This is a genomic window from Luteibacter sp. P1_D3 (genome assembly GCF_056406135.1).
This window is the reverse complement of the sequence record NZ_JBFUAT010000001.1, coordinates 100,357-124,033: the sequence shown is the minus strand read 5'-3', so window position 1 is coordinate 124,033 and position 23,677 is coordinate 100,357. Positions and strand designations below refer to the sequence as shown.

Annotated in this window: 20 protein-coding genes and 1 tRNA gene; 10 read left to right on the top strand and 11 right to left on the bottom strand. The window is 65.2% G+C overall.

The genetic code is table 11. The features are described from left to right. Positions 1-41 precede the first annotated feature (41 nt). From AC1DYM_RS00605 to AC1DYM_RS00595, 3 genes are all read left to right on the top strand, one after another. A complete protein-coding gene (locus AC1DYM_RS00605; protein ID WP_477334964.1) occupies positions 42-800 on the top strand; it encodes an NAD kinase in 759 nt (252 codons plus the stop codon). Positions 801-921: 121 nt separating this feature from the next. Continuing rightward, positions 922-1,866 carry a 5'-nucleotidase gene (locus AC1DYM_RS00600; protein ID WP_477334962.1) on the top strand — a complete coding sequence of 315 codons (945 nt, stop codon included), beginning with the start codon at positions 922-924 and terminating at the stop codon, positions 1,864-1,866. Positions 1,867-2,134: 268 nt separating this feature from the next. Continuing rightward, complete coding sequence (locus AC1DYM_RS00595; protein ID WP_477334960.1) at positions 2,135-2,296, top strand: hypothetical protein; 162 nt, start codon at positions 2,135-2,137, stop codon at positions 2,294-2,296. A gap of 127 nt (positions 2,297-2,423) precedes the next feature. Here AC1DYM_RS00595 and AC1DYM_RS00590 read toward each other — a convergent pair whose 3' ends face one another. Then, positions 2,424-3,299, bottom strand: coding sequence for a DMT family transporter (locus tag AC1DYM_RS00590; protein ID WP_477334958.1), 876 nt, complete (start codon positions 3,297-3,299; stop codon positions 2,424-2,426). Between the two features lie 218 nt (positions 3,300-3,517). Between AC1DYM_RS00590 and AC1DYM_RS00585 the strand changes: the two genes are divergently transcribed. Genes AC1DYM_RS00585 through AC1DYM_RS00575 form a run of 3 tightly spaced genes read left to right on the top strand, consistent with a single transcriptional unit; the run spans position 3,518 to position 7,592 of the window. Next, a complete protein-coding gene (locus tag AC1DYM_RS00585; RefSeq protein ID WP_046977981.1) occupies positions 3,518-4,687 on the top strand; it encodes an acyl-CoA dehydrogenase family protein in 1,170 nt (389 codons plus the stop codon). A gap of 13 nt (positions 4,688-4,700) precedes the next feature. Next, entirely contained in the window at positions 4,701-5,303 is a 603-nt protein-coding gene (locus AC1DYM_RS00580) for a glutathione S-transferase family protein (protein ID WP_477334956.1), read from the top strand. Between the two features lie 24 nt (positions 5,304-5,327). Next, on the top strand, positions 5,328-7,592 hold the full coding sequence (locus AC1DYM_RS00575) for a thiamine pyrophosphate-dependent enzyme (RefSeq protein WP_477334954.1): 2,265 nt from the start codon (positions 5,328-5,330) through the stop codon (positions 7,590-7,592). A gap of 100 nt (positions 7,593-7,692) precedes the next feature. On the opposite strand, the gene AC1DYM_RS00570 is transcribed toward AC1DYM_RS00575, so the two are convergent. The 6 genes from AC1DYM_RS00570 to amaB form a co-directional block, all read right to left on the bottom strand. Further along, positions 7,693-9,423: a sensor domain-containing diguanylate cyclase gene (locus AC1DYM_RS00570; RefSeq protein WP_477334952.1), complete on the bottom strand. Its 1,731-nt coding sequence runs from the start codon at positions 9,421-9,423 to the stop codon at positions 7,693-7,695. Positions 9,424-9,593: 170 nt separating this feature from the next. Further along, on the bottom strand, positions 9,594-11,759 hold the full coding sequence (ppk1, locus tag AC1DYM_RS00565) for a polyphosphate kinase 1 (RefSeq protein ID WP_477335462.1): 2,166 nt from the start codon (positions 11,757-11,759) through the stop codon (positions 9,594-9,596). A gap of 110 nt (positions 11,760-11,869) precedes the next feature. After that, complete coding sequence (gene murB, locus AC1DYM_RS00560) at positions 11,870-12,889, bottom strand: UDP-N-acetylmuramate dehydrogenase (RefSeq protein WP_477335460.1); 1,020 nt, start codon at positions 12,887-12,889, stop codon at positions 11,870-11,872. Positions 12,890-12,909: 20 nt separating this feature from the next. Next, entirely contained in the window at positions 12,910-13,938 is a 1,029-nt protein-coding gene (locus tag AC1DYM_RS00555; protein WP_477334950.1) for a quinone-dependent dihydroorotate dehydrogenase, read from the bottom strand. 10 nt (positions 13,939-13,948) lie between these two features. Beyond that, a complete protein-coding gene (locus AC1DYM_RS00550) occupies positions 13,949-14,716 on the bottom strand; it encodes a class I SAM-dependent methyltransferase (protein ID WP_477334948.1) in 768 nt (255 codons plus the stop codon). 15 nt (positions 14,717-14,731) lie between these two features. After that, a complete protein-coding gene (gene amaB / locus AC1DYM_RS00545; protein WP_477334946.1) occupies positions 14,732-16,267 on the bottom strand; it encodes an L-piperidine-6-carboxylate dehydrogenase in 1,536 nt (511 codons plus the stop codon). Between the two features lie 180 nt (positions 16,268-16,447). Here amaB and AC1DYM_RS00540 point away from each other — a divergent pair, with 180 nt between their 5' ends. The 4 genes from AC1DYM_RS00540 to AC1DYM_RS00525 all read left to right on the top strand — a co-directional run bounded on the left by AC1DYM_RS00540 (position 16,448) and on the right by AC1DYM_RS00525 (position 18,789). Further along, positions 16,448-16,708, top strand: a complete 261-nt coding sequence (locus AC1DYM_RS00540; RefSeq protein ID WP_477334944.1) for a hypothetical protein — start codon at positions 16,448-16,450, stop codon at positions 16,706-16,708. Between the two features lie 59 nt (positions 16,709-16,767). Beyond that, entirely contained in the window at positions 16,768-17,199 is a 432-nt protein-coding gene (locus tag AC1DYM_RS00535) for a GFA family protein (RefSeq protein ID WP_477334942.1), read from the top strand. Positions 17,200-17,258: 59 nt separating this feature from the next. Beyond that, positions 17,259-17,335, top strand: a tRNA-Arg gene (locus AC1DYM_RS00530). A gap of 77 nt (positions 17,336-17,412) precedes the next feature. Then, the gene (locus tag AC1DYM_RS00525) at positions 17,413-18,789 is read left to right on the top strand and encodes an FAD-containing oxidoreductase (RefSeq protein ID WP_477334940.1); all 1,377 of its coding nucleotides are present in this window, start codon (positions 17,413-17,415) and stop codon (positions 18,787-18,789) included. 1 nt (position 18,790) lies between these two features. Here the strand turns inward: AC1DYM_RS00525 and xseA are convergent, their stop codons facing one another. The 4 genes from xseA to AC1DYM_RS00505 form a co-directional block, all read right to left on the bottom strand. Beyond that, positions 18,791-20,137, bottom strand: coding sequence for an exodeoxyribonuclease VII large subunit (gene xseA / locus AC1DYM_RS00520; RefSeq protein WP_477334938.1), 1,347 nt, complete (start codon positions 20,135-20,137; stop codon positions 18,791-18,793). A gap of 31 nt (positions 20,138-20,168) precedes the next feature. Beyond that, positions 20,169-21,776, bottom strand: a complete 1,608-nt coding sequence (locus AC1DYM_RS00515) for a carboxyl transferase domain-containing protein (protein ID WP_477334936.1) — start codon at positions 21,774-21,776, stop codon at positions 20,169-20,171. Positions 21,777-21,919: 143 nt separating this feature from the next. Then, entirely contained in the window at positions 21,920-22,303 is a 384-nt protein-coding gene (locus AC1DYM_RS00510) for a hypothetical protein (RefSeq protein WP_477334934.1), read from the bottom strand. A gap of 165 nt (positions 22,304-22,468) precedes the next feature. Continuing rightward, positions 22,469-23,644 (bottom strand): thiolase family protein, encoded by a 1,176-nt coding sequence (locus AC1DYM_RS00505; RefSeq protein ID WP_477334932.1) that lies wholly within the window; start codon positions 23,642-23,644, stop codon positions 22,469-22,471. Between the last annotated feature and the right edge of the window lie 33 nt (positions 23,645-23,677).

Genomic DNA, 23,677 nt, shown 5'->3' with positions numbered 1-23,677 from the left:
CGAAGGACTAAGCTCCCCGCTGGTCCTTCAAGCCGACATCCATGCGCCTAGCCTTTGTCGCCAGCGAAACCGACGTCGCCCAACGTGCGCGCACCGCCCTGGTGAAGCGTTACGGCAGTGTGGAACCCGGGGACGCCGAGATCATCGTGTCACTCGGCGGCGACGGCTTCATGCTGCGCACGCTGCATACCTATCGAACACTCGGCGTGCCGTTTTACGGCATGAAGCTCGGCCGTCTCGGTTTTCTCATGAACCAGCACGAGCTCGACGCACTGGCCGAGCGCATCGAACGCGCCCATCCGGCCGTCCTGCATCCGCTGGAGATGCACAGCACCTGCTGCGACGGTGCCGAGCACCGCGCCCTGGCGTTCAACGAAGTGGCCATGTTGCGCCAGAGCAACCAGGCCGCGCATATGCGCGTGACGCTCAACGGCGAGGTCAAGATCGACGAGCTGGTCTGCGACGGCATCCTTGTCAGCACACCGGCCGGCTCCACCGCCTACAACCTCTCGGCCCACGGCCCGATCCTGCCGCTCGACGCGAACGTGTTGGCCCTCACTCCGATCAGCCCGTTCCGTCCACGTCGCTGGCGCGGCGCCATCCTCCCGCATGCCACGCGGGTGGGCTTCGAGACCAAGGACCCGAACAAGCGGCCGATCAGCGCCACGGCCGACTTCCACGAAGTCCGCGACGTACGCAAGGTCGAGGTGAAGCAATCCCGCCGCAATGCGGTCCGTCTTCTCTTCGATCCCGAGCACAACCTCCAGCAACGCATCCTGGACGAACAATTCGCCCTGTAATAAACAATGTGGGAGCCGCTTCAGCGGCGAAAAGCCAACGGAGCAGCGATGCCGCCGCCCCCATCGCCGATAAATCGGCTCCCACAACAGCCTCCAGCACAGCATCACGGACACCTTCCCGATGAGCGCCCCCGACGACAGTTCCGTCCCGTCCACCGTCCACGCCGACGCTTCGGTGCACGACAACCGCCTGGTCGTCGCGATCTCGTCGCGGGCGTTGTTCAACATGGAAGACGGCCACGAGCTGTTCGAGCGCGACGGCCTCGATGCCTACCGCGCGTACCAGATCGAACGCGAGAACGAATTGCTGACGCCGGGCGTGGCCTTCCCGCTGGTGCAGAAACTTCTCGGCCTCAATACCTTGTCCGGCGACGTGCCCCCTGTCGAGGTCATCCTGTTGTCGCGCAACTCGGGCGACACGGGTCTGCGAATCTTCAATGCCATCCAGCATTACAAGCTGAACATCTCACGCGCGGCATTCACCAGTGGGGCTCCCACCTCCGACTACATCGCGCCATTTCGGGCAGACCTGTTCCTTTCCGCGAATGCCGAGGATGTGGGTCGCGCCTTGAGGGCGGGCGTCGCGGCCGCGACGATCCTGCCTTCCACCGCACCGCAACGGTCCAGCGAGCAGTTGCGGATCGCCTTCGACGGGGATGCCGTCATTTTTGGCGACGAGGGCGAGCGTGTGTCGAAAGAGCAGGGCCTCGACGCGTTCCACCGCAGCGAATCCGAGCTCTGGGCCGAACCTCTCTCGGGTGGCCCGTTCCGCGGGTTCCTGTCCGCCTTGCACCGCCTGCAGGCGGCGTTCCCGGCGGAGACGTCTCCCATCCGTACCGCCCTGGTGACTGCCCGCTCGGCGCCCGCGCATAAGCGCGTGATCCTGACGCTGCGTCGCTGGGGCGTGCGTATCGACGAGGCACTGTTCCTCGGTGGGCGGGACAAGGGGCCGTTCCTTGACGCCTTCGGTGCCGACATTTTCTTCGACGATTCCCCGGCCAATGTGGAGTCGGCGAGGAAGCATGTAGCGACGGGACATGTCCCGCACGGGGTTTCCAACAGCTAGCGTCGTCGTGATATTCTTTCGTTGACGCCACAGCCGGTGGCCTTTGGCCAGCGTCGCCTGCCACTCAGTGGTTCCGCCCGGCGCGGAGGCAACAGGTCCCGGACTACGAAGCCCCGCTTGCGGGGCTTTCGTTTTTTTACGGAGGCGGTTTCGGCTTCGTGCCCCTCAGGATGTGGCCGATCAGCGCTTTGAAGCCGATGCTTCCGCGAGCTGGCGAGGACTTGCCCGCATCTAGTTCGTATGCACTCTGGATAACGATCAGGATGGCGTGGCCACCGTGGCGGTTCCATCGTTTTACGTTGAAGAACACGCCGAAGCGCACGGATATGCCTTCGGCCGGCTGTATGTCCAGAGTGACGAAATTCTCGTTGCGAGCGAACGCACAACGACGGTGTTCGAGCGTTCTCGCAATGTCGGGCAGACAGTGTGAAAGCGCATACCGCCGTCGATCGATCGAACGAGCGAGCCTCTCGATCGTCTTCGTACCGGTCGTACGGGCAGCAATCCTCTGGAAGAATCATGAGAAAAGCGACCAGTTGTAGGGCCGCTGCTGGGTCCTAGACGATATTCGTCCACCGCCACCAGTCGGTCTTCTTCTCTTCGCGTACGAAGGTGAACAACCCAGCCCCCAGGATCAACACGATGCCGACCAGCATCGGCCAGTCCAGGTGGTCGTGGAAGATGAGGTAGCCGAACAGGATCGCCCAGAGCATCTGGCTGTACTGCGTTGGCGCCACGCGCGCCGCAGGGGCGTTTTGAGTGGCAAGCATCAGCAGGACGGCACCGGCGGCGGCGAGCAGGCCGTAGCCGAGCACCAGGAACCATTGGTGGGCGTTCGGCCAGACGAAATGCGGCAGCATCATGATGAAACCGGCCAGCATCGGTCCAACCACGCCCGCGCCGTACAGCGTGATGCGCTTTTCCGTGGCGCCGGCCATGCGCAGGGCGATGATCGACAGGGCACCGGTGATGCCGCAGATGATCGCGGCCACATGCCCGGTGCCGAGATGGCGAAAGCCGGGTCGCAGCACCACCAGCACGCCGAGGAAGCCGACCACCACCGCGGACCAGCGCCGCCAGCCCACGTGTTCGCGCAGGAAGATCACCGAGAGGATGGTGACGAAGATCGGCAGCAGGAAGATGAGCGAGAACGCCTCGGCCATGGGCAGCGCGGTGAAGGCCATCACGGCGGTGATATTGCCGATGGCGCCGGCCATGGCGCGCAGAAGCCAGAGGCCCGGCATCTTCGACACCACGATTTCGCTCCAGCGGTCGCCGGGTTTCTTCAGGAACGGAAAGGCCGCCATGGCCAGCACCGCCCCGAAGAACACCGCCTCGTAAGGCGGCAGGGAGCCCTCTAGGGACTTCACGAAGGCATCGCTCCACGCGTAGGCGGCGTAGCAGGCAAAGCCGAGAAGGACGCCTTTGAACATGAGGGAGATCCGGAAGGCGGGGGCGCCCCATTATGCAAACGTTTGCATCCGAGTGCCCGGGTCCCGGTCACGGCGTTGGGCAGGCGTTTCGGTTCCAGAGCCATCCGGCGCGACCCGCGCGGCCTGCCGAGCCGCCCGATGTTGCGGGACGCCATGACCGCGGCCGGGCCCGGGGCTACAATCGAGGGCTTTCCAGTAGCCGACTTACGAGTACCCGCATGGCTCAGCGCCTCGATCCCCTCGATCTCTACGACGTCCGTTCCCTGCTCACCGACGAGGAGCGGATGGTCCAGGACACCGTCGGCCGCTTCGTCGACGAGAAGGTGCTGCCGATGATCGGCGACGCTTTCGACCAGGCGCGTTTCCCGGCCGAGCTGGTACCCGAGATCGCCGCGCTGGGGCTGCTCGGCGCCACGCTCCCCGAGGAATACGGCTGCGCCGGCATGAATGCCGTCAGTTATGGCCTGATCTGCCAGGAGCTGGAGCGTGGCGATTCCGGCCTGCGCAGCTTCGCTTCCGTGCAGAGCTCGCTGTGCATGTACCCGATCTTCGCCTATGGCTCGGAAGAGCAGAAGCGTGAGTACCTGCCGCGCATGGCCGCTGGCGAGGTGATCGGTTGCTTCGGCCTGACCGAACCGCACGGGGGTTCCGATCCCGCGAACATGAAGACCGTGGCACGCAAGGACGGCGGCGACTGGGTGATCAACGGCGCCAAGATGTGGATCACCAACGGCAACCTCGCCCACATCGCCATCGTGTGGGCGCAGACCGACGACGGCATCCAGGGCTTCGTCGTGCCGACCGATACCAAGGGCTTCGCAGCGCAGGTCGTGCACAAGAAGATGAGCCTGCGTGCGTCCGTCACCTCGGGCCTGTTCTTCGACGAGGTTCGCGTGCCCGATAGCGCCCGTCTGCCGAACGTAAAGGGCCTGAAGGGCCCGCTCGGCTGCCTCAACCAGGCGCGCTACGGCATCACCTGGGGCCCGATCGGCGCCGCGCAGGCCTGCCTGAAGGAAGTGCTCGACTATTCGGAGCAGCGCATCCTTTTCGGCCGCCCCCTGGCCGCCAACCAGGCCGTGCAGATCCGTCTGGCCGACATGGCCCGTCGCATCACGACCGCGCAGCTGCTTTCGTTGCAGCTCGGCCGCCTGAAGGACGCCGGCCGCCTGCAGCCGACCCAGGTGTCGCTGGCCAAGTGGAACAACGTGCGCATGGCGCTGGATATCGCGCGCGACTGCCGTGACATCCTCGGCGGCGCTGGGATCACCACCGAGCACTCGGCGATCCGTCACGCACTGAACCTCGAATCGGTCATCACTTACGAAGGCACGGAGACCGTGCATCAGCTGGTCGTCGGCCGCGAACTCACCGGCATCAACGCGTTCTGAGACGGAACCTCCCATGCCCACCGTGTACGGCCTGCGCTCGTCGGGCAACTGTTACAAGCTGCAACTGCTGCTGGAACTGACAGGCACGCCGTATCGCTGGGTGGATACGGACAGCGCCAACGGCGCGACGCGCACGCCTGAATTCCTCGCCCTGAACCCGAACGGCAAGGTGCCGTTGCTGGTGCTCGAGGACGGGCGTCGCCTGGCCGAATCGAACGCGATCCTGTGCTTTCTCGCCGAAGGCACGTCGTACCTTCCGACCGATCCCTGGGAGCGTGCATGCACGCTGCAGTGGATGTTCTTCGAACAGTACAGCCATGAGCCCTATGTCGCCGTGGCGCGTTTTGTCTGCAAGTGGCTGCCGGCGGATCACACGCGTCGCACCGAACTTCCGGGCCTGCGGGAGCGCGGCGCGAAAGCCCTCGACGTGATGGAAGATCATCTCAGCCGCGAGGCGTTCTTCAGTGGCGGGCGTTTTGGCGTGGCCGATATCGCCTTGTTCGCCTATACCGATTGCGCTGCCGACGGCGGCTTCGACATGACCCGCTGGCCGCGCATCGTCGCGTGGCTGGCCCGCGTGCGCGCGCAGCCGCGCTTTTCCGCGATGGTCGCCTGATCCCCCTTTTTCGAGTCCTTCGCCATGTCCGTCCCGCATCCCATTCCCGCCCGTCACAAGGGCTTCAATCGCGCCGAGATCGTCGACCAGAACTTTGTCGAGTTCGTGCAGTTCTGGCAGGGTGATGTTGGCCGGGTGCCGGCCGACGACGAGCCTGTCCTGCCGGGTAGCGCTCTCGATGCGCGCGGTTTCCGCGAGTTGCTCGAATCGCAGCTGATCAGTCGTCACCTCGACCTGATGGCGCGCGTGCTGCGCGTGCAGAACAAGGTCTTCTACACGATCGGTTCGTCGGGTCACGAAGGCAATGCGATGGTGGCGCGGCTGACCCGTCATACCGATCCCGCCTTCCTGCATTACCGGAGCGGCGGCTTCATGGCGGAGCGATTCCGCAAGCTGCCGGGCATGGACCCGGTGATGGACTCCGCGCTTTCGTTCGCGGCGAGCAAGGACGATCCGGCCTCCGGTGGGCGCCACAAGGTGTGGGGCAGCAAGCCGTTGTGGGTGCTCCCGCAGACCTCGACCATCGCCTCGCATCTGCCCAAGGCGCTCGGCACGGCCGTGGCCATCGAGCAGGCGCGCCGCATCGCACATACCCTGCCGATCCCTGACGACTCGATCGCGATCTGCTCGTTCGGTGATGCCTCGTCCAACCACGCCACGGCGCAGACGGCATTCAACGCGGCGGCATGGACGGCATACCAGAAACTTCCGGCGCCCGTGCTCTTCGTTTGCGAAGACAATGGCATCGGTATTTCGGTGAAGACCCCTGGCGGCTGGGTGGCGAACAACTTCCGTCATCGCCCGGATCTCGATTACTTTTACGCCGACGGCCTCGACCTCGCGGGCGGCTACGCCGATGTGCAGAAAGCGGTCGAGCATTGCCGCCGCACGCGGCGACCGACCTTCCTGCACCTGGGCACGACACGCGTCATGGGTCACGCCGGTACCGACTTCGAGATCGAATGGCGTTCGATCGAGGAGCTCGTCGCCCTGGAAGCCACCGATCCACTGTTGCGCAGCGCAGCCATCGCACTGGCCTCTGGTCTGTACGATCGCGACAGCCTGCTCAATCTCTACAACGATACGCGCAGGCGCTGTTTCGAAGCCGCCGAGGAAGCCGACCGGCGCCCGCGCATCACCACGCTGGCCGAGGTGATGGCGCCGCTGGCCCCGTATACACCGGCTGCGGTTCGTGCCGAGGCCGAGCGTCCGGCGAATGCCGTCGAGCGCGAGCGCGTCTTTGGCGGTGTCGACAAGCTTCCGGAAAGGCAGCCGCCGCGTCATCTGGCCATCCAGATCGGGCAGGCCCTGCACGACCTGATGGCGAAGTATCCGGAGAGCCTGCTGTTCGGTGAGGACGTCGCGCAGAAGGGCGGCGTGTACACCGTGACGAAGGGCCTGCACAAAGCGTTCCGCAACGCGCGTGTATTCAATACGCTGCTCGACGAAACGATGATCCTCGGTCTTGCCCAGGGTTACGCCAACATGGGCATGTTGCCCTTGCCCGAGATCCAGTATCTGGCGTACTTCCACAACGCCTGCGACCAGATTCGCGGCGAAGCGGCGTCGTTGCAGTTCTTCTCCAATGACCAGTACCGCAACCCGATGCTCATGCGCGTGGCCTCGCTCGGCTACCAGCGAGGGTTCGGCGGTCACTTCCACAATGACAATTCCATCGCCGCGCTGCGAGACATTCCTGGTCTCGTCGTCGGCTGCCCGAGCCGTGGCGACGATGCGGCCACCATGCTGCGCACGTTGTCGGCACTGGCAAAGGTAGATGGCCGCGTCACGGCGTTCTTCGAGCCGATTGCGCTGTACATGACCAAGGATCTGTACGAGCCCGGCGATGGGCAGTGGCAGTTCGCGTATCCCGCCGAAGGCGAGGTGATGGCGCTGGGTGAGGGGCGGGTTTATAACGAAGCTGCCGATGACCTGGTCATTTTCACCTTCGGCAATGGTGTGCCGATGAGCCTGCGCGCCGCGCGCCGCATCGAGGCGGCCCAGGGTTGGAAGGTGCGCGTGGTCGACCTGCGCTGGCTGGTTCCGCTCAACGACGGCTTCATCGCGGCGCAGGCCGCCCGGGCCAAACGCATCATCGTCGTCGACGAGGGTCGCAAGAGTGCGGGTGTCGGCGAGGGCGTGATCACGGCGATCGTCGAGGGTGGGCTGGGGCACCTGCCGCTACGGCGTGTCGTCGGCGCCGATACCTTCACCCCGTTGGCCGGTGCCGCATTCCTGGTATTGCCAGGCGACGATGACATCGTCGAAGCCGCCGCGGCGCTGTTGTAGGAGCCGATTTTGTGGGAGCCGATTCATCGGCGAAAAGCCAACAGGGCGGTGACGCCGCAGCCCCAATCGCCAATGAATCGGTTCCTACAGAAAAGCAGGGCTATCGAACCTTGGTCTCGGTGCGGCGGACCAGGGCCGGTCCGGCGGGGCCCGAGCAGACGACCCGATTGCGTCCACTCAGCTTCGCCGCGTACATCGCCGCATCCGCGCGCTCGGTAAGGGACTGTACGGTATCCGCAGCCGAGCGCATCGCGACACCGATCGACACCGTGAGCAGGTCGTCGGCTTGCGCCTGACCCGTATGGACGTCCAGACGGTGCACACGGCGGCAAAGCCGCGTGGCGACCTGCACGGCGTTTTCCTTGTCGACACCTTGCAGCAGGGCGATGAATTCCTCCCCACCGAAGCGGCCGAGCAGGTCGGTCGGCCGCAGCTCATCGCGTAATGCCGCCGCTACGGCGACCAGGGCGCGGTCGCCCGTGGCGTGGCCGTAGCAATCGTTGAGCGACTTGAAATGGTCGAGATCGAGGAAGAGCAGGGCGATAGGACGTGACATGCCCTGTTCGAGCACCTGCAAAGCCGCCTCCGTCCATGCGCGACGGTTGAGCACGCCGGTGAGGGGGTCGCTATCGGCGAGCTGGCGAGCCCGGTCGCGGTCGTGCCGAATGGTCAGTGCCCGATCCGACAGGCCGATGGACAGGACGACCGCCTCGAACGCGCCCACGCCGATCGCGGCGTCGGGAAGCCACGGCGCGCCGGCCAGCATGCCTTGCTGCTGGGCGCCGCACAGCGCGGTAAGGACCAGCAGGGGCGTCCAGCCGACCAGAAAGAACCAGGCAGGGCGCGATCCACGCACGGCGGCGACGGTGCCCGTTACCAGGAGCAGCAAGGCGCCCAGCAGCAGGAGTGGTTGCTGCAGGAGTTGCGAGGTATCGACCAGCACGCCGATGCCGGTGGCGCGTAGCACCGTCAGCAAGGGCATGCCGATGGCAAGGGCAAGAACGGGTATTCGAAGGAGGGGTACGTAGTCGTCGATCTTGGCGAAGCGCAGCATGAACAGCGCGGCGAACGACACGGAGAGCGTGGTGGCCATCGAGCCGAGGACATCCGCGAGTCCGGCGAGGGACTGGATCTCCAGCGGGTGAAAGACATATCCGGATTTCAGGCCCTGGATCAGCGCGTAGCAGAGCAGGTACGCGACATACCAGCCAAAGGTCATGTCGCGCAGGATCAGCGCGAAGCAGAGAGCCATCAGGGCCATCGTCATCATGACGGCGAAGCAGGCCGTGGCGAACACCACCCAGCCGCCGTCCTCTCGCAGGTAATCGCGCCACGGTTCCACGGTCATGGTGACCGCGCCTGGCGGCATCGTGGTCGGATCGAAGCGGAGCAACAGGGGGCGCGATGCCGGCACCGACGCGGGAATTTCGAAGATCAGCCGCCCATGCCCATGCAGTGCCGGGCCGAAGTCCTCGAGCGCGGTGGTGGCGATCGGACCGTGTTCGTCGTACAGCGTCACGCTTCCCAGGCCGGGTGTGCGGATGCTGAGGACGCGGTTGCCTGTGGTCCAGGGGGGCAGGGTGCGCAGGACGACCCAGGTCCCGGTAGGGGCGCTGGGGAGGACCTGCATCCGCGACGGATCGAAGCTGGCGAACGGACGGCTTTCCGCCTCACGCAAGACGTCCCCTGGGGTCATGCCCGGCTGGACGTCGCGGGAGGTGCCGGAAAGCGTATCGGCCGACGCGGTTGCGGCCAGGAGAAGGCAACAKCACACCATCGCCTTGACCAGGCGATAAACGATCCCGTGCTTTTCCTTGTCCAAAAAACCCATACCGAGTCCCAAGACAAAACGCGCTGCGTGCCCGCGTGGACACGCTGCATGGATCCGGATGCGTTTCGATGGAAACCCCGTCTCCCCCTTTCCCGCGGGTTTTCACTCTGCCGCAGTTGTGCAGAGTATGTCGCTTTGGTCGTTCGGGTGGGGTGAAGGTGCCGGCGGGATCAGGCCGGCGTGGGTGCGACGACTCCGCCAAATCGCTCCAACAGCTGCATCTGGGCGTCCCTGACCGGTTGGCCGGCGGCCGGCTGGGTCAGCACGTAGGTGCCGTCGGGCTGCTGCAACCACGCCGAGTGGTTGTCGGTGAGGTAGGCATCCAGTTCCTTGCGGACGCGCAGGCGCAGCTTCTTGCCTTCGATGGGAAAGCAGGTCTCGACGCGCCGCTCGAGATTGCGCTCCATCAGGTCGGCGCTGGCCAGGAACAGGTCGGGTTCGCCGTCGTTGTGGAACCAGTACACGCGGCTGTGCTCGAGGAACCGGCCCACCACCGAGCGCACGCGGATGTTCTGCGAAACGCCCGGGATGCCCGAGCGCAGGCAGCACATGCCGCGCACGATCAGCTCCACCTTCACCCCCGCCTGGCTGGCGCGGTACAGCGCACGGATGACCTTGGCGTCCGTGATCGCGTTGATCTTGCAGATGATCTCGGCCTTCTTGCCCGCGGCGGCGTTCGCCGCTTCGCGTGCGATGAGGTCGAGCAGGCCCTTTTTAAGGGTGAACGGCGCATAGAGCATGCGCTTCATCTTCAGCGCCTTGCCCATGCCGGTCAGAAGGCGGAAGAGACGGTGGACGTCGTCGCACAACGCCTCGTCCGAAGTGAGCAGGCTGTAGTCGGTATAGAGGCGCGCGTTACCCGAATGATAATTACCGGTGCCCAGGTGCGCGTAGCTGACCAGCTTGCCGTTCTCGCGGCGCTGCACGAGCATGAGCTTGGCATGCGTCTTCACGCCGACCACGCCGTAGGTGATGACCGCGCCGGCCTGCTGCAGGCGGGACGCCAGGCTGAGGTTGGACTCCTCGTCGAAGCGTGCGCGCAACTCGACCACGGCGGTGACTTCCTTGCCCGAGCGCGCGGCCTCGACCAGTGCGTCGACAATCTCCGAATTCGCACCGCTGCGATAAAGCGTCTGCTTGATCGTCAGCACCTGGGGATCCTTCGCCGCCTGACGCAGGAAGTCGACCACGGGCGAGAACGATTCGAACGGGTGATAGAGCAGGACGTCCTGCTTGCCGATGACGGAGAACATGTCTTCGGCATTGGCCAGCACCTTGGGCAGAGCCGGCACGAAGGTGGGGAACTGCAGGCGCGCGTATTGCGGCTGCAGGGTCATCTCGAACAACCGCGCCAGGTTGACCGGGCCGTTTACCTCGTAAAGCGCCGCCGGTTCCAGCGCGTACTGCTTCATCAGGTAATCGACGAGCGGCTTGGGGCAGTTGTCGGCCACCTCCAGTCGAACGGCATCGCCGTAGCGGCGGGAGAACAGCTCACCGCGCAAGGTGCGCGCCAGGTCCTCGACATCCTCGGGATCGATCGTCAGGTCGGCGTTGCGGGTCAGGCGGAACTGATATGAACCGAGCACGCGCATGCCGGGGAACAGGTCGTCCGCGTGTGCGTGGATGATCGAGGAGAGCAGTACGTAGTTGTCGCCGCCTTCGCAGATGTCGTCCGGCATGCGGATGAGGCGCGGCAGGATGCGCGGCGCGGGAACGATGGCCAGGCCGGAATCGCGACCGAAGGCATCGGTGCCTTCGAGCTTGACGATGAAGTTGAGGCTCTTGTTGACCAGTCGCGGAAACGGATGCGTGGGGTCCAGGCCGATCGGTGTGATCAGTGGTGCGACCTCGTGACGGAAATAGCGCCGCACCCACAGCTTCTGCTTATGCGACCACTGGTTGCGCCGAACGATGCGGATGCCTTCGTCGGCCAGGGCGGGCAGGATCTTCTCGTTGAGGATGGCGTACTGCCGCTCGATCTGCCGGTGGGCGATCTCGGCGATCTCGGCCAGGGCACGGCGCGGCGGAATGCCGTCGGCACCGATCATTTCGTGATCGAATGCGATCTGCTGCTTGAGACCGGCGACGCGGATCTCGAAAAACTCATCCATGTTGGACGAGAAGATCAACAGGAACTTGAGCCGCTCGATCAACGGCTTCGACTCGTCCAGTGCCTGGTCCAGCACACGGATGTTGAACTGCAACTGCGACAGCTCACGGTGGATGTAGAGGCTGCTGTCGCTGAGGTCGATCGCCGGCAACTCCGGAGGCGGCGCCTGGGGCGGCTTCGCGGCGGGTGCCTTCGACGGTGCGGTCGACTCGGTGGGGGGCGTCATCGTATCCAGGGCGTCGTCCTCATCGCAGGTTGCGACGCTCATGGTACGCCGCCGGGTGAGCATATGACCGCGTTTTGACACGGCCGTGACACACCCGCCGGGGTGGAGCGTCACACGACCAGCGGTTCGGGTTCCAGGGTGACGCCGAACTTCGCTTCCACGCCGGCAATCACCTTCTGCGCGAAGGCCCACAGTTGGGGGCCCGTGGCTTTGCCATGATTCACCAGCACCAGTGCATGGCGGTTCGAAATGCCTGCGTCGCCATCACGCTCGCCCTTGAAGCCTGCCGCCTCGATAAGCCAGCCGGCGGAAATCTTTGCGGTGCCGCCGGTATGCGGCCATACGGGAAGCCCCGGATGAGCAAGGGCCAGCGCGTCGGCCTTGATCGCACCGATGATCGGGTTCTTGAAGAAGCTGCCGGCATTGCCGATGACCGCCGGGTCGGGCAGCTTGCGCGAGCGCAGGCGGACCACGGCCTCGGCGACGTGGTACGGCGTGGCACGTTCCACGCCCATCTTCGCCACTTCGTCGCGGATGCCAGCGTAGTCGAGCGAGAGCGGGCGCTCGCGCGGGAGCGCGAAAGTCACGGCGACGACGATCCAGCGACCGGGCTGTTGCTTGAACGTCGAATCGCGATACGAGAACGCGCAAGCCGCCTTGTCGAGCACGACGAACTCGCCCTTGTGCGTGTCCCAGGCCTCGACGGTGTCGATGAACTCGGCCACCTCGACGCCGTAGGCGCCGATGTTCTGGATAGGCGAGGCGCCCACCGTGCCCGGGATGAGAATCAGGTTCTCTAAGCCGGCGTAACCCTGACCCAGCGACCAGCGCACGAAATCGTCCCAACGCTCGCCGGCAGCCACGCGAATCAGCACGCGGTCGTCGCGTTGGAAGGTCTCCACGCCACTGTTTGCCATGGCCAGCACCGTGCCGTCGACGTCCCCGCCGATGAGCATGTTGCTGCCTTCGCCGAGGACCAGGACCTTGCCGCCGCGAATGGCGGGGTAGGCGAGGATCTCCGGCAGCTTCGTCGGATCGCGCACTTCGACCAGCAGCTTCGCCCGCGCATTGACGCGCAACGTGTTGCGACCGCCCAGAGGTGCATCGCTGGTCAGCGTAAAGCCACCCATGTCGATCGGCGCGTTGTTGATCATGCGACGACCCCGCGACGACGGATCTCGGACACCGCCTCGGCGATGAGCTTCGGGCCACGATAGACCAGTCCCGAATATACCTGTACCAGCGACGCGCCCGCCTCGATCTTCTCCGCCGCCGTGTCGCCGTCGAGAATGCCGCCGACACCGATGATCGGCAGCTTGCCGCCGAGACGTGTGGCCATGCCACGTAACACGGCAGTGGATTTATCGAACAAGGGCCGTCCGGAGAGGCCACCGGTTTCGTGCGCATTCGGATCGCCTGCGACGAGGTCGCGGTCGATCGTCGTATTCGTGCAGATCACGCCGTCGATACCCGAGGCCAGCAGCACCTCGGCGATGGCGTCGAGCTCGGTCCCGGTGAGGTCCGGTGCGATCTTCAACAGCATCGGTTTGCGCTGGCCGTGCTGGCTGGCCAGCCTTTCCTGTGCGTCGCGCAGCGTGCCGATGAACCGGCGCAGCGTCTCTTCTTCCTGCAGGTCACGAAGGCCCTGCGTGTTCGGCGAGGAAATATTCACCGTGACATAGGTGGCCAACGGGTAGGCACGCTCGAGACAGAACAGATAGTCGTCGATCGCACGCTCGTTGGGCGTGTCCTTGTTCTTGCCGATGTTGATGCCGAGCACGCCGCGGAACGTCGCTTTCTCCACGTTGCGCACCAGCGCATCGATGCCACCGTTGTTGAAGCCGAGGCGATTGATCACGGCCTCGTGGTTCGGCAGGCGGAACATGCGCGGCTTGTCGTTACCTGACTGCGGCCGCGGCGTCACGGTGCCGATCTCGACGAAGCCGAAACCGAGCGCGGCGAGACCATCGAGATGTTCGCCGTTCTTGTCGAGGCCGGCCGCAAGGCCGACGGGATTCGGGAAATCGATGCCGAACGCGCGCACGGGCAAGGGCGCCGGGGGCGTGGCGATGAACCGGGACAGGCCGCTCCGTTGCGCCACGTCGGAGGCATACAGCGTCAGGCCGTGTGCCGTCTCGGCGTCCAGGGCGAACAGGAGGGGGCGGAGCAACTCGTACATGGCGTGGTCGTCAGGGCGTGAGGTGGCCCGCGAACACGCGGGTGTCGTAATCGAAGTCGATCGTGCCTTCGTCCTGCGTCGCATCGAACAGCGATCGCAGCGCGAACAGCAACGGTTCGTGATTGGGGTGGCCCGGCTTGGGCATGTACGACGACGACATCGTCCGGCCGAGCAGTGCGTCGTAGTCCAGCTTCTGCCCGTGCGGGAACGAAGCCATGCCGCGATAGCCGTGACCGTACCAGCGGGCCATCGTGTCGTCGTCCGCGTAGCGCTCGGCCACGCTGACATAGTCGATGCCGTATTCATGGAGCAGGCGCTCGTAGCCTTCGAGGAACGGCGTACCCTTCAGGCGTCGCGTATTCCAGAAGATCACGGCAAGGCCGCGCTCGCTGAGCACGCGCGCGAATTCACGCTTCACGGCGTCGTGGTCGAACCAGTGGAAGGCTTGCGCGACCGTCACCAGGTCGGCACTGCCATCGGCCAGGCCGGTGGCTTCGGCGGTGCCGTCGACGGCATGGAAACGGCCTTCGCTACCCAGCCATTGCACGGCTGCCGCACGCATCGCGGCGTTCGGCTCGACAGCGGTCACGCGGTGGCCGCTGTCGAGGAACAGTTTGCTGGAGATGCCGGTGCCAGCGCCCACGTCGGCGACGGTCCAGGCCGGCGTCACGCCCAGGCCATGCAGCCAGCCGACCAGCGCCTGCGGGTAATCCGGCCGGTAGCGGACATAGTCCTCGACGCGGTCGGAGAAACGATCCGTGGAGCGCAAATCGGTCATGGCCTCACCCGTTCGTCAGAAGTCGAACTTGATGCCCTGGGCCAGCGGCAACGCGTCCGAGTAGTTGATGGTGTTGGTCTGGCGACGCATGTAGACCTTCCAGGCATCCGAGCCGGATTCGCGACCGCCACCGGTTTCCTTCTCGCCACCGAACGCGCCACCGATTTCCGCACCGGAGGTACCGATGTTCACATTGGCGATGCCGCAATCCGAACCGGCCGCCGACAGATACTGCTCGGCCGCCTTGAGATCCTGCGTGAAGATCGCCGACGAAAGGCCCTGCGGAACGGCGTTCTGCTGTTCGATGGCTTCGTCGAGCGTGTCGAACGGCATCACGTAGAGGATCGGCGCGAAGGTCTCGGTCTGTACGACCGGATCGGTGTTCTTCAGGCCGGTGACGATCGTCGGCAGGACGAAGTTGCCCTTGCGGTCGTCGAGTGCCTTGCCGCCCGTGCGCACCGTGCCGCCGGCCGCCTTGGCCTGCTCGATGGCAGCGAGGAAGGCGGTCACGGCTTCCGGGCTGTTCAGTGGGCCCATCAGCGTGGTGGACAACGTGGGGTCGCCGATCTTCTGTTCTACCTGGCCATAGGCTTTGACCAGCGTGTCGACCACGGCATCGTGGATGGACGAGTGCACCAGCACGCGGCGCGTGCTGGTGCAGCGCTGTCCGGCCGTGCCGACGGCGCCGAAGACGATCGCCGGAATGGCCAGCTTCAGGTCGGCCGACTTGTCCAGGATGATGGCGTTGTTGCCGCCCAACTCGAGCAGGCTGCGACCCATGCGACGCGAGACGCGCTCGCCGACCATGCGGCCGACCTTGGTCGAGCCGGTGAAGCTGATCAGCGGAATACGCTTGTCATCCACGAAGGTCTGGGCCAGCTCGGTGCCGGCATCGTTGAAGAGGAAGAACAGGTCCGGGAAACCGGCGTTCTTCAGGGCTTCGTTGCAGATCTTCATCGTGGCGATGGCCGACAGCGGGGTCTTCGGCGAAGGCTTCCACAGGCAGATATCGCCGCAGATGGCCGCCAGGAAGGCGTTCCAGGCCCACACGGCCACCGGGAAGTTGAACGCGCTGACGATGCCGACCAGGCCGACCGGGTGCCACTGCTCGTACATGCGATGGCCCGGGCGCTCCGAGTGCATGGTGTAGCCGTAAAGCATGCGGCTCTGGCCCACCGCGAAATCGGCGATGTCGATCATCTCCTGCACTTCGCCGTCGCCTTCCGGCTTGATCTTGCCCATCTCCAGGGCGACCAGGGAACCGAGGGCGTCCTTGTGCTTGCGCAGGGCCTCACCGCACAGACGCACGGCTTCGCCACGGCGCGGGGCCGGAGTGGTGCGCCATACAGCAAAGGCTTCCTGCGCGCGCTGAACGATCGTCTCGTAGTCGGCGGCGCTGGTCGCCTGCACCGTCGCGATGACCTCGCCCGTGGCCGGGTTGACCGGGCTGAGGGCCCCGGCGCCGCTGCCGCTTGCCCATTCGCCACGGCCAAGGTAGGTGCCGGATTCGGTCGTGTTCAGGCCGAGCGCTGCGAGGATCTTGGCGGACATGGAGCTCTCCAGGGAGACAGGTAAAACGGGGATTCTAGCAAACGCACCCTTCACACTCCGTTGTGCGGCGCGGGACGGATGTCTTCGCGATGTCTATGCCGGGGGAAGTTACGAAGACCATGCAGTCACTGGCGCAAGTCCATGCTGGATTTGTGTTTCTTCACAAGGCTGCCAGCGCCCATGTCCCGGATCTATCAGATTCCCTATCACCCCGACGACAGCCACTCCTGGCCCCTGAGCGTCGATGGCCGGGTGATTTCCCGCTTCGACAGCCGTTTCGAGGCATTGCGTTCCGCCGTGAACCAGGCCTCCGCGGATGGCGGGGATGCCAGCATCGGGATCGAGGGTGCTGACGGCATCTGGCGTCCTTTTGGAAGCGACGCCAAGCGGCCCGCGCGGGTACCGCCGATGCCGGGACGGAACCTGAGGGCAGTACGTTAGGCCATCGCGGTCCCCACTCGATTTACCATGGGCTGACCTTCCCCAAAGCCGGCCCTCCCATGCTCCCCGATATCACCGAGATCCGTGGCGCCTGTCATTGCGGCTCCGTCCGCTTCATCGTGACCTTGTCCGACGGCCTGCGCACCGCGCGGCGCTGCAACTGCTCATATTGCCGCATGCGCGGCGCGGTCGCGGTCTCCGCCGAGCTCGACGGAATCACGATCGAGCAGGGTCGGGACCTACTTACCGAATATCAGTTCAATACGGGAACCGCCAAGCATTATTTTTGCTCGACGTGCGGCATCTACACCTTCCACCAGCGTCGGTCGAACAACGCGCAGTTCGGCGTGAACGTGGCCTGCCTCGACGGCATCAGTCCGTTCGACTTCGCCGACGTGCCTGTGATGAACGGCGCCAATCATCCGGCAGACGGCGGGCCGAAGGCAGGCGCGCAGGCCGGGGTGTTGCGGTATGAGGCGATGGATAGCTGATCCGCCGCGACACGCAAGGGTTTCTGTGTGATGGCCCCCTCCGGTATCCTCACGCCCTTGGCCCCGTAGCTCAGCTGGATAGAGCGTCCCCCTCCTAAGGGGAAGGTCGCCCGTTCGAATCGGGCCGGGGTCACCATCCAAGGCTTTCCTGCAAGGCAATCGGCCGTGATGCGGGTTACCCTCCAACGGTCATCCAACCCGCGGAGCGCCCCTATGACCCGAACCTTCGACGCCATCATTGTGGGGGCCGGGCAGGCCGGGCCGGCGCTGGCCGGACGATTGACCGGGCTGGGCAAGACGGTCGCCATCATCGAGCGGCATCTGGTGGGCGGCACCTGCGTGAACACCGGCTGCAAGCCGACCAAAACCCTTGTGGCCAGTGCCAGCGTCGCCCGGTACGCCCAGCGTGGCGCCGACTATGGCGTCGGCGTAGGCCAGATCACCATCGACATGCCGGTCGTGGCCGCGCGGGCGCAGAAGGTGATCCTCGATTCGCGCAAGGGCAACGAGGACTGGCTGGCGTCGATGCCGGGGCTGACGCTGATTCGCGGGCATGCACGGTTTACCGGACCGCGGCGCATCGAAGTGGACGGCGAGACCCTCGAGGCACCCCAGGTTTTCATTAACGTGGGTGGTCGGGCCGCCATCCCCGATTTCCCGGGTGTCGACCAGGTCGACTACCTCACCAACAGCACGATCATTCCGTTGCAGATCGTGCCCGAACACCTCGTGGTCGTGGGCGGCAGTTACATCGGTCTCGAATTCGCGCAGATGTACCGGCGCTTCGGTGCCGAGGTGACCGTCGTGGAGAAGAACACCCGCCTGGTCAGTCGCGAAGACGAAGACGTCTCGGCCGAAATCCGCGCGTTTCTCGAAGCGGAAGGCATCGCCGTGCGGACGGATGCCTGCTGCATCACGCTGGCGAAGCATGGTGGCGGCGTAAAGGTCGGCATCGACTGCACCGAGGGCGCGCCGGAAGTGGTCGGCACGCATGTGCTGCTTGCTGTCGGTCGTCGTCCCAATACCGATGACCTGGGTCTGGGCGCCGCCGGTATCGAGATCGACGACAAGGGCTACATCAAGGTCGACGATCACCTGAAAACGACGGCCGAAGGTGTCTGGGCCATGGGCGATTGCAACGGCAAGGGTGCTTTTACGCATACGGCGTGGAACGACTACGAGATCGTTGCGGCCAACGTGCTCGATGGCGAGGACCGTAAGGTCAGCGATCGCATTCTCGGCTACGCGCTTTACGTGGATCCGCCGCTGGGCCGTGTCGGCATGACCGAGACGCAGGCACGCAAGTCCGGTCGACCGCTGCTGATCTCAAAGCGCCCGATGACTCGCGTCGGGCGCGCGGTGGAGAAGGCCGAAACCTGGGGCTTCATGAAAATCGTGGCGGATGCCGAAACAAAGAAGATCCTCGGCGCGGCGATTCTCGGCACCGGCGGCGATGAAGCGATCCACGGCATCCTGGACATGATGAATGCGGACGCGTCGATCGGCACCTTGCAATGGGCGGTCCCGATTCACCCAACAGTGTCGGAGTTGATTCCGACGGTAGTCGGCGATCTGAAGCCAGCTTCCTGAATCAGTCCTCGCGACGGACCTTCAGCTCACCATCGCCAAGCATCACGCGCAAACGGTCGCCCACCGCCACATCGCCGGCATGCCTGACCACGGCATCCCGCTGATCGAAGACGATGGCGTAGCCGCGCTCCAGCGTGGCCAGCGGGCTCACGGCGTGCAGCGTGCGCGCCTGCTCGGTAAGGCGAAGGCGATCGCGTTCCAGACGGCGTGACATGGCCGTCGCCATGCGCTGGCGTAGCTGGGTGATGCGCTGAGTCGAAGACACCAGGCGGCCCTTTGGATGCTGCGCGGCGAGACGGGCCTGTAACCGGTCGAGCCGCGCACGACGCAAGGCATTCGCCTGGCTGGCGGACGTCAGCAGCCGTCGACGCAAGCCCTCGAGCCGCTGAGCGTCGCGGGCCAGACGCGCCTGCGGACGCTGCGCGTTGAGACGCGCCTGCCAGTGATCGGCTCGCTGGGCGGCGGCCTGCAGGCGACGGGCCATCAAGGTGGCCATGCGCTGGCGGAGACGGTCGAGCCGGTGCGCCAGGTCGGCGCCATCGGGCACCAGCAGTTCCGCGGCGGCGGACGGTGTCGCCGCGCGCAGATCGGCGACGAAGTCGGCAATGGTGAAATCGACCTCATGGCCCACCGCGGAGACGACCGGCACGGTGCTGGCGTGGATCGCCCGTGCGACGGATTCGTCGTTGAAGGCCCAGAGATCTTCGAGCGAACCGCCGCCGCGGGTAACGAGGATCACGTCATAGCGACCACTGGCCGATGCACGACGCAGCATGGACGCCATCGCCGGTGGCGCCTCGCGACCCTGCACGGGCACCGGCAGCACGTCCACTTCGGCCAGGCCAAACCGCCGACCGAGCACACTCAGCACGTCGCGGATGGCCGCGCCGGTAGGAGACGTGATGACACCGATACGACGCGGAAAGGCCGGCAACTCGCGCTTGCGATCCTGATCGAACAATCCTTCCGCGCCCAGCCGCGCCTTGAGCTGTTCGAACTCGCGCTGCAGGGCACCTTCACCGGCGGGCTCCATGTGATCGGCGACGAGCTGGAATTCGCCCCGCGCTTCGTACAGGCCGACCTTGGCGCGCATGAGCACATGCATGCCGTCGGTGGGACGGAAGCGAAGCCGTGACGCCGCCATGCGGAACATCGCGCAACGCACCTGTGCGCTCGCATCCTTCAGCGTGAAATAAATATGTCCCGACGCCGGACGCGATACGTTGGACAGCTCGCCTTCGATCCAAACGCCCATCGGCAGGGCGTCCTCCAGCAAATCGCGCACCAGCCGGTTCAGGCCGGATGGCGTGAGGATCTCGGGAGCGCTGCGGTCGTCGAAGGCGGACATGGACCGGAGAGGTTATCACGCTGCCCAATGCTTACATACGGAAGACGCCGAACCTGCCTTGCTCGATCGGCGCGTTCATCGACGCAGAGATCGCCAATCCAAGGACGCGGCGCGTATCGGCGGGATCGATGATGCCGTCGTCCCACAGGCGCGCACTGGCGTAGTAAGGGTGACCCTGGCGTTCGTACTGGTCGCGCACGGGTGCCTTGAAGGCCTCCTCATCCTCGGCGCTCCAGGTGCCGCCTCCGGCCTCGATGCCGTCGCGTCGCACGGTGGCGAGCACGGACGCGGCCTGTTCGCCGCCCATCACGCTGATGCGTGCGTTCGGCCACATCCACAGGAAGCGCGCGCCATAGGCGCGCCCGCACATCGCGTAGTTGCCCGCGCCGAAACTGCCGCCGATGACGACGGTGAACTTGGGCACGTGCGAGCAGGCCACCGCGGTGACCATCTTCGCGCCATCCTTGGCGATGCCCGCGTTCTCGTACTTGCGGCCGACCATGAAGCCGGTGATGTTCTGCAGGAATACCAGCGGCACATTGCGCTGGTTGCAGAGCTCGATGAAGTGCGCGCCTTTCTGCGCGGATTCGCCGAACAGGATGCCGTTGTTGGCCACGATACCCACGGGGTAGCCGTGGATGTGTGCGAAGCCGGTGACCAGGGTCTTGCCGTAGCGCGCCTTGAATTCATGGAACTCGGAATCGTCGACGACGCGCGCGATGACTTCGCGAATGTCGAACGGGCGTCGTGTGTCCTCGGGGATCACGCCGTAGAGTTCCTCGGCAGAGAAGCGCGGCTCCAGGGGAGGGCGTACGGCGAGCGGCATCTTCTTGATACGGTTGAGCGAACCGACGATGTCGCGGGCGATCGCCAGCGCATGGGTATCGTTCTCGGCGAAATGATCGGCCACGCCCGAGATGGAGGTATGCACATCCGCGCCACCAAGGGCTTCCGCGTCGACGACTTCGCCGGTGGCAGCCTTCACCAGCGGCGGGCCGCCGAGGAAGATCGTGCCCTGTTCGCGCACGATGATGGTCTCGTCGCTCATCGCCGGGACGTAGGCGCCGCCGGCGGTGCACGAACCCATCACCACGGCGATCTGTGCAATGCCCTGCGCGCTCATGCGCGCCTGGTTGTAAAAGATCCGGCCGAAGTGCTCGCGATCGGGGAAGACTTCGTCCTGCAGCGGCAGGAACGCGCCGCCGGAATCCACGAGGTAGACGCAGGGCAGGCGATTTTCCATCGCGACTTCCTGCGCACGCAGATGCTTTTTCACGGTCATCGGGAAGTACGTGCCGCCCTTCACCGTCGCGTCGTTGGCCAGCACGACGACTTCCTGGCCCATGACCCGGCCGATGCCGGCGATAACGCCAGCGGCGGGTGCGGCGTCGTCATACATGCCATGAGCCGCGAGCGGCGCGATTTCAAGGAAGGGCGAGCCCGGATCGAGCAGGGCGCGGATGCGTTCGCGCGGCAGCAGCTTGCCTCGGGCGACGTGCTTCTCCCGTGCCTTGGCGCCGCCGCCTTCGGCGGTGCGCCTGAGTGTTTCGCGCAGGTCGTCGGTGAGGGCCCGCAACTTCAGGCTGGCGGCCTGGAAGTCGGCGGAGCGGGGATCGATCTGCGATTCGAGAATGGGCATGGGGGCGTTCGCGCGGAGACGAAACGACCATGATAGCGGGGCGGGCGGGTGCGCAAACGCTGCGGCGCGCCAAAGTGCCATGTGCAAAAAAAAACGGCCACCCGGAGGTGGCCGTTTCACAGGACAGAACGTAGCCGCGAGGCTTAGTTCTTCTTGTCGTCCTTTGCGCTGTTGGCGTTGGACGCAGCGTCCTTGGCCTGATCAGCCGACTTGTCAGCCTGGTCCGCAGCGTTGGAAGCGGCGTCCTTGGCGGCTTCCGGCGTACCGCCGGCGGTCGATGCGGAAGCAGCAGCCTGGGCCTGGCCTGCAGCGTCCTTGGCCTGGTCGGCGGACTGCTGAGCCTGGTCGGCAGCCTGCGTGGTCGCGGCGTTCTGCGACTGGTCCGCGGCCTGCTGTGCCTTGTCAGCCTGCTGCTGTGCATCTGCAGCCGACTTCTGGGCGTCCTGCGCGGAATCCGTCGCGCCGTTGCTGCAAGCTGCCAGAAGCGCGACGAGCGCAGAGGCGAGAAGGGTACGCGTCAAATTCATGGTGTTTCTCCTTAGCCGTGGAATGCCGTTAGGCGGGCGTATTAATAGCCTAGTTGTTATGACTTAGCTACCGATCGAAAGGGTGTGCTTCAGGGCTCATTAAAGCCCATGGACAGCGCGTGATGACGATAGAAAATACGTCCACCCGGTTTATCGACGTCAGGTTCACACCAGTTCAATGGCGATCGCCGTGGCCTCGCCGCCGCCAATACAAAGGGCTGCGACACCCCTTTTTGCCCCACGGGCTGTCAACGCATTGAGAAGAGTCACCACGATACGTGCACCGCTGGCGCCGATCGGATGGCCCAGAGCGCATGCGCCACCGTTGACGTTGATCTTGTCGTGCGGCACGCCGAGCTCGCGCATGACCGCCATCGGCACGACAGCGAAGGCCTCGTTGATTTCAAACAGGTCCACGTCTTCCGCTTTCCAGCCGGCCTTTTCAAGGACTTTCGAAATGGCGCCGACGGGTGCCGTGGTGAACCACTCCGGTTCCTGCGAATGCGTGGCGTGCGCGACGATACGCGCCAGTGCGGTAATGCCACGTGCCTTGGCATCGTCGGCGTCGAGCAGGACGAGCGCCGCAGCACCGTCGGAGATGCTCGACGAGCTCGCTGCCGTAATCGTGCCGTTTTCCTTGCGGAAGGCCGCGCGCAGGGTCGGGATCTTCGCGGTGTCGGACCGACCCGGCTGTTCGTCCTCGGCGAAGTCCTGCGGACCCTTGCGACCCTGGACGGTCACCGGCACGATCTCGTTGGCGAACGCGTTGGCTTTCTGCGCAGCCTGCGCACGTTCCACCGACGCGATGGCGTAGGCATCCTGTTCTTCGCGCGTGAAGGTGTACTTGTCCGCGCACTTCTCGCCGAACACGCCCATGGACTGGCCGTCGTACGGATTGGTCAGGCCGTCCCAGGCCATGTGGTCGACCAGCTGGCCATCGCCGTAGCGAATGCCGGTGCGTGCATTGACCATGTGCGGCGCATTGGTCATCGATTCCATGCCGCCGGCGACGACAACGCGTGCCGAGCCGACCTTGATCAGGTCGTGCGCGAGCATCAGTGCCTTCATGCCCGAGCCGCAGACCTTGTTGATGGTGGTGCAGCCGGCCGAGACGGGCAGGCCGGCTTCGAGCGACGCCTGGCGAGCCGGCGCCTGGCCGAGGTTGGCGGGCAGCACGCAGCCCATGATCACTTCGCTGACGTCGGCTGGCGCAATGCCGGACTGCTCGAGGGCGGCGCGGATGGCAACGGCACCGAGCTTCGGCGTGGGGACGCCGGTGAACTGGCCGAGGAAGGAACCGATAGCGGTGCGCTTGGCGCCCGCGATGACGATCTCAGACATGGGAACTCCGTGGGACTCGCATGGCCGCCGGTG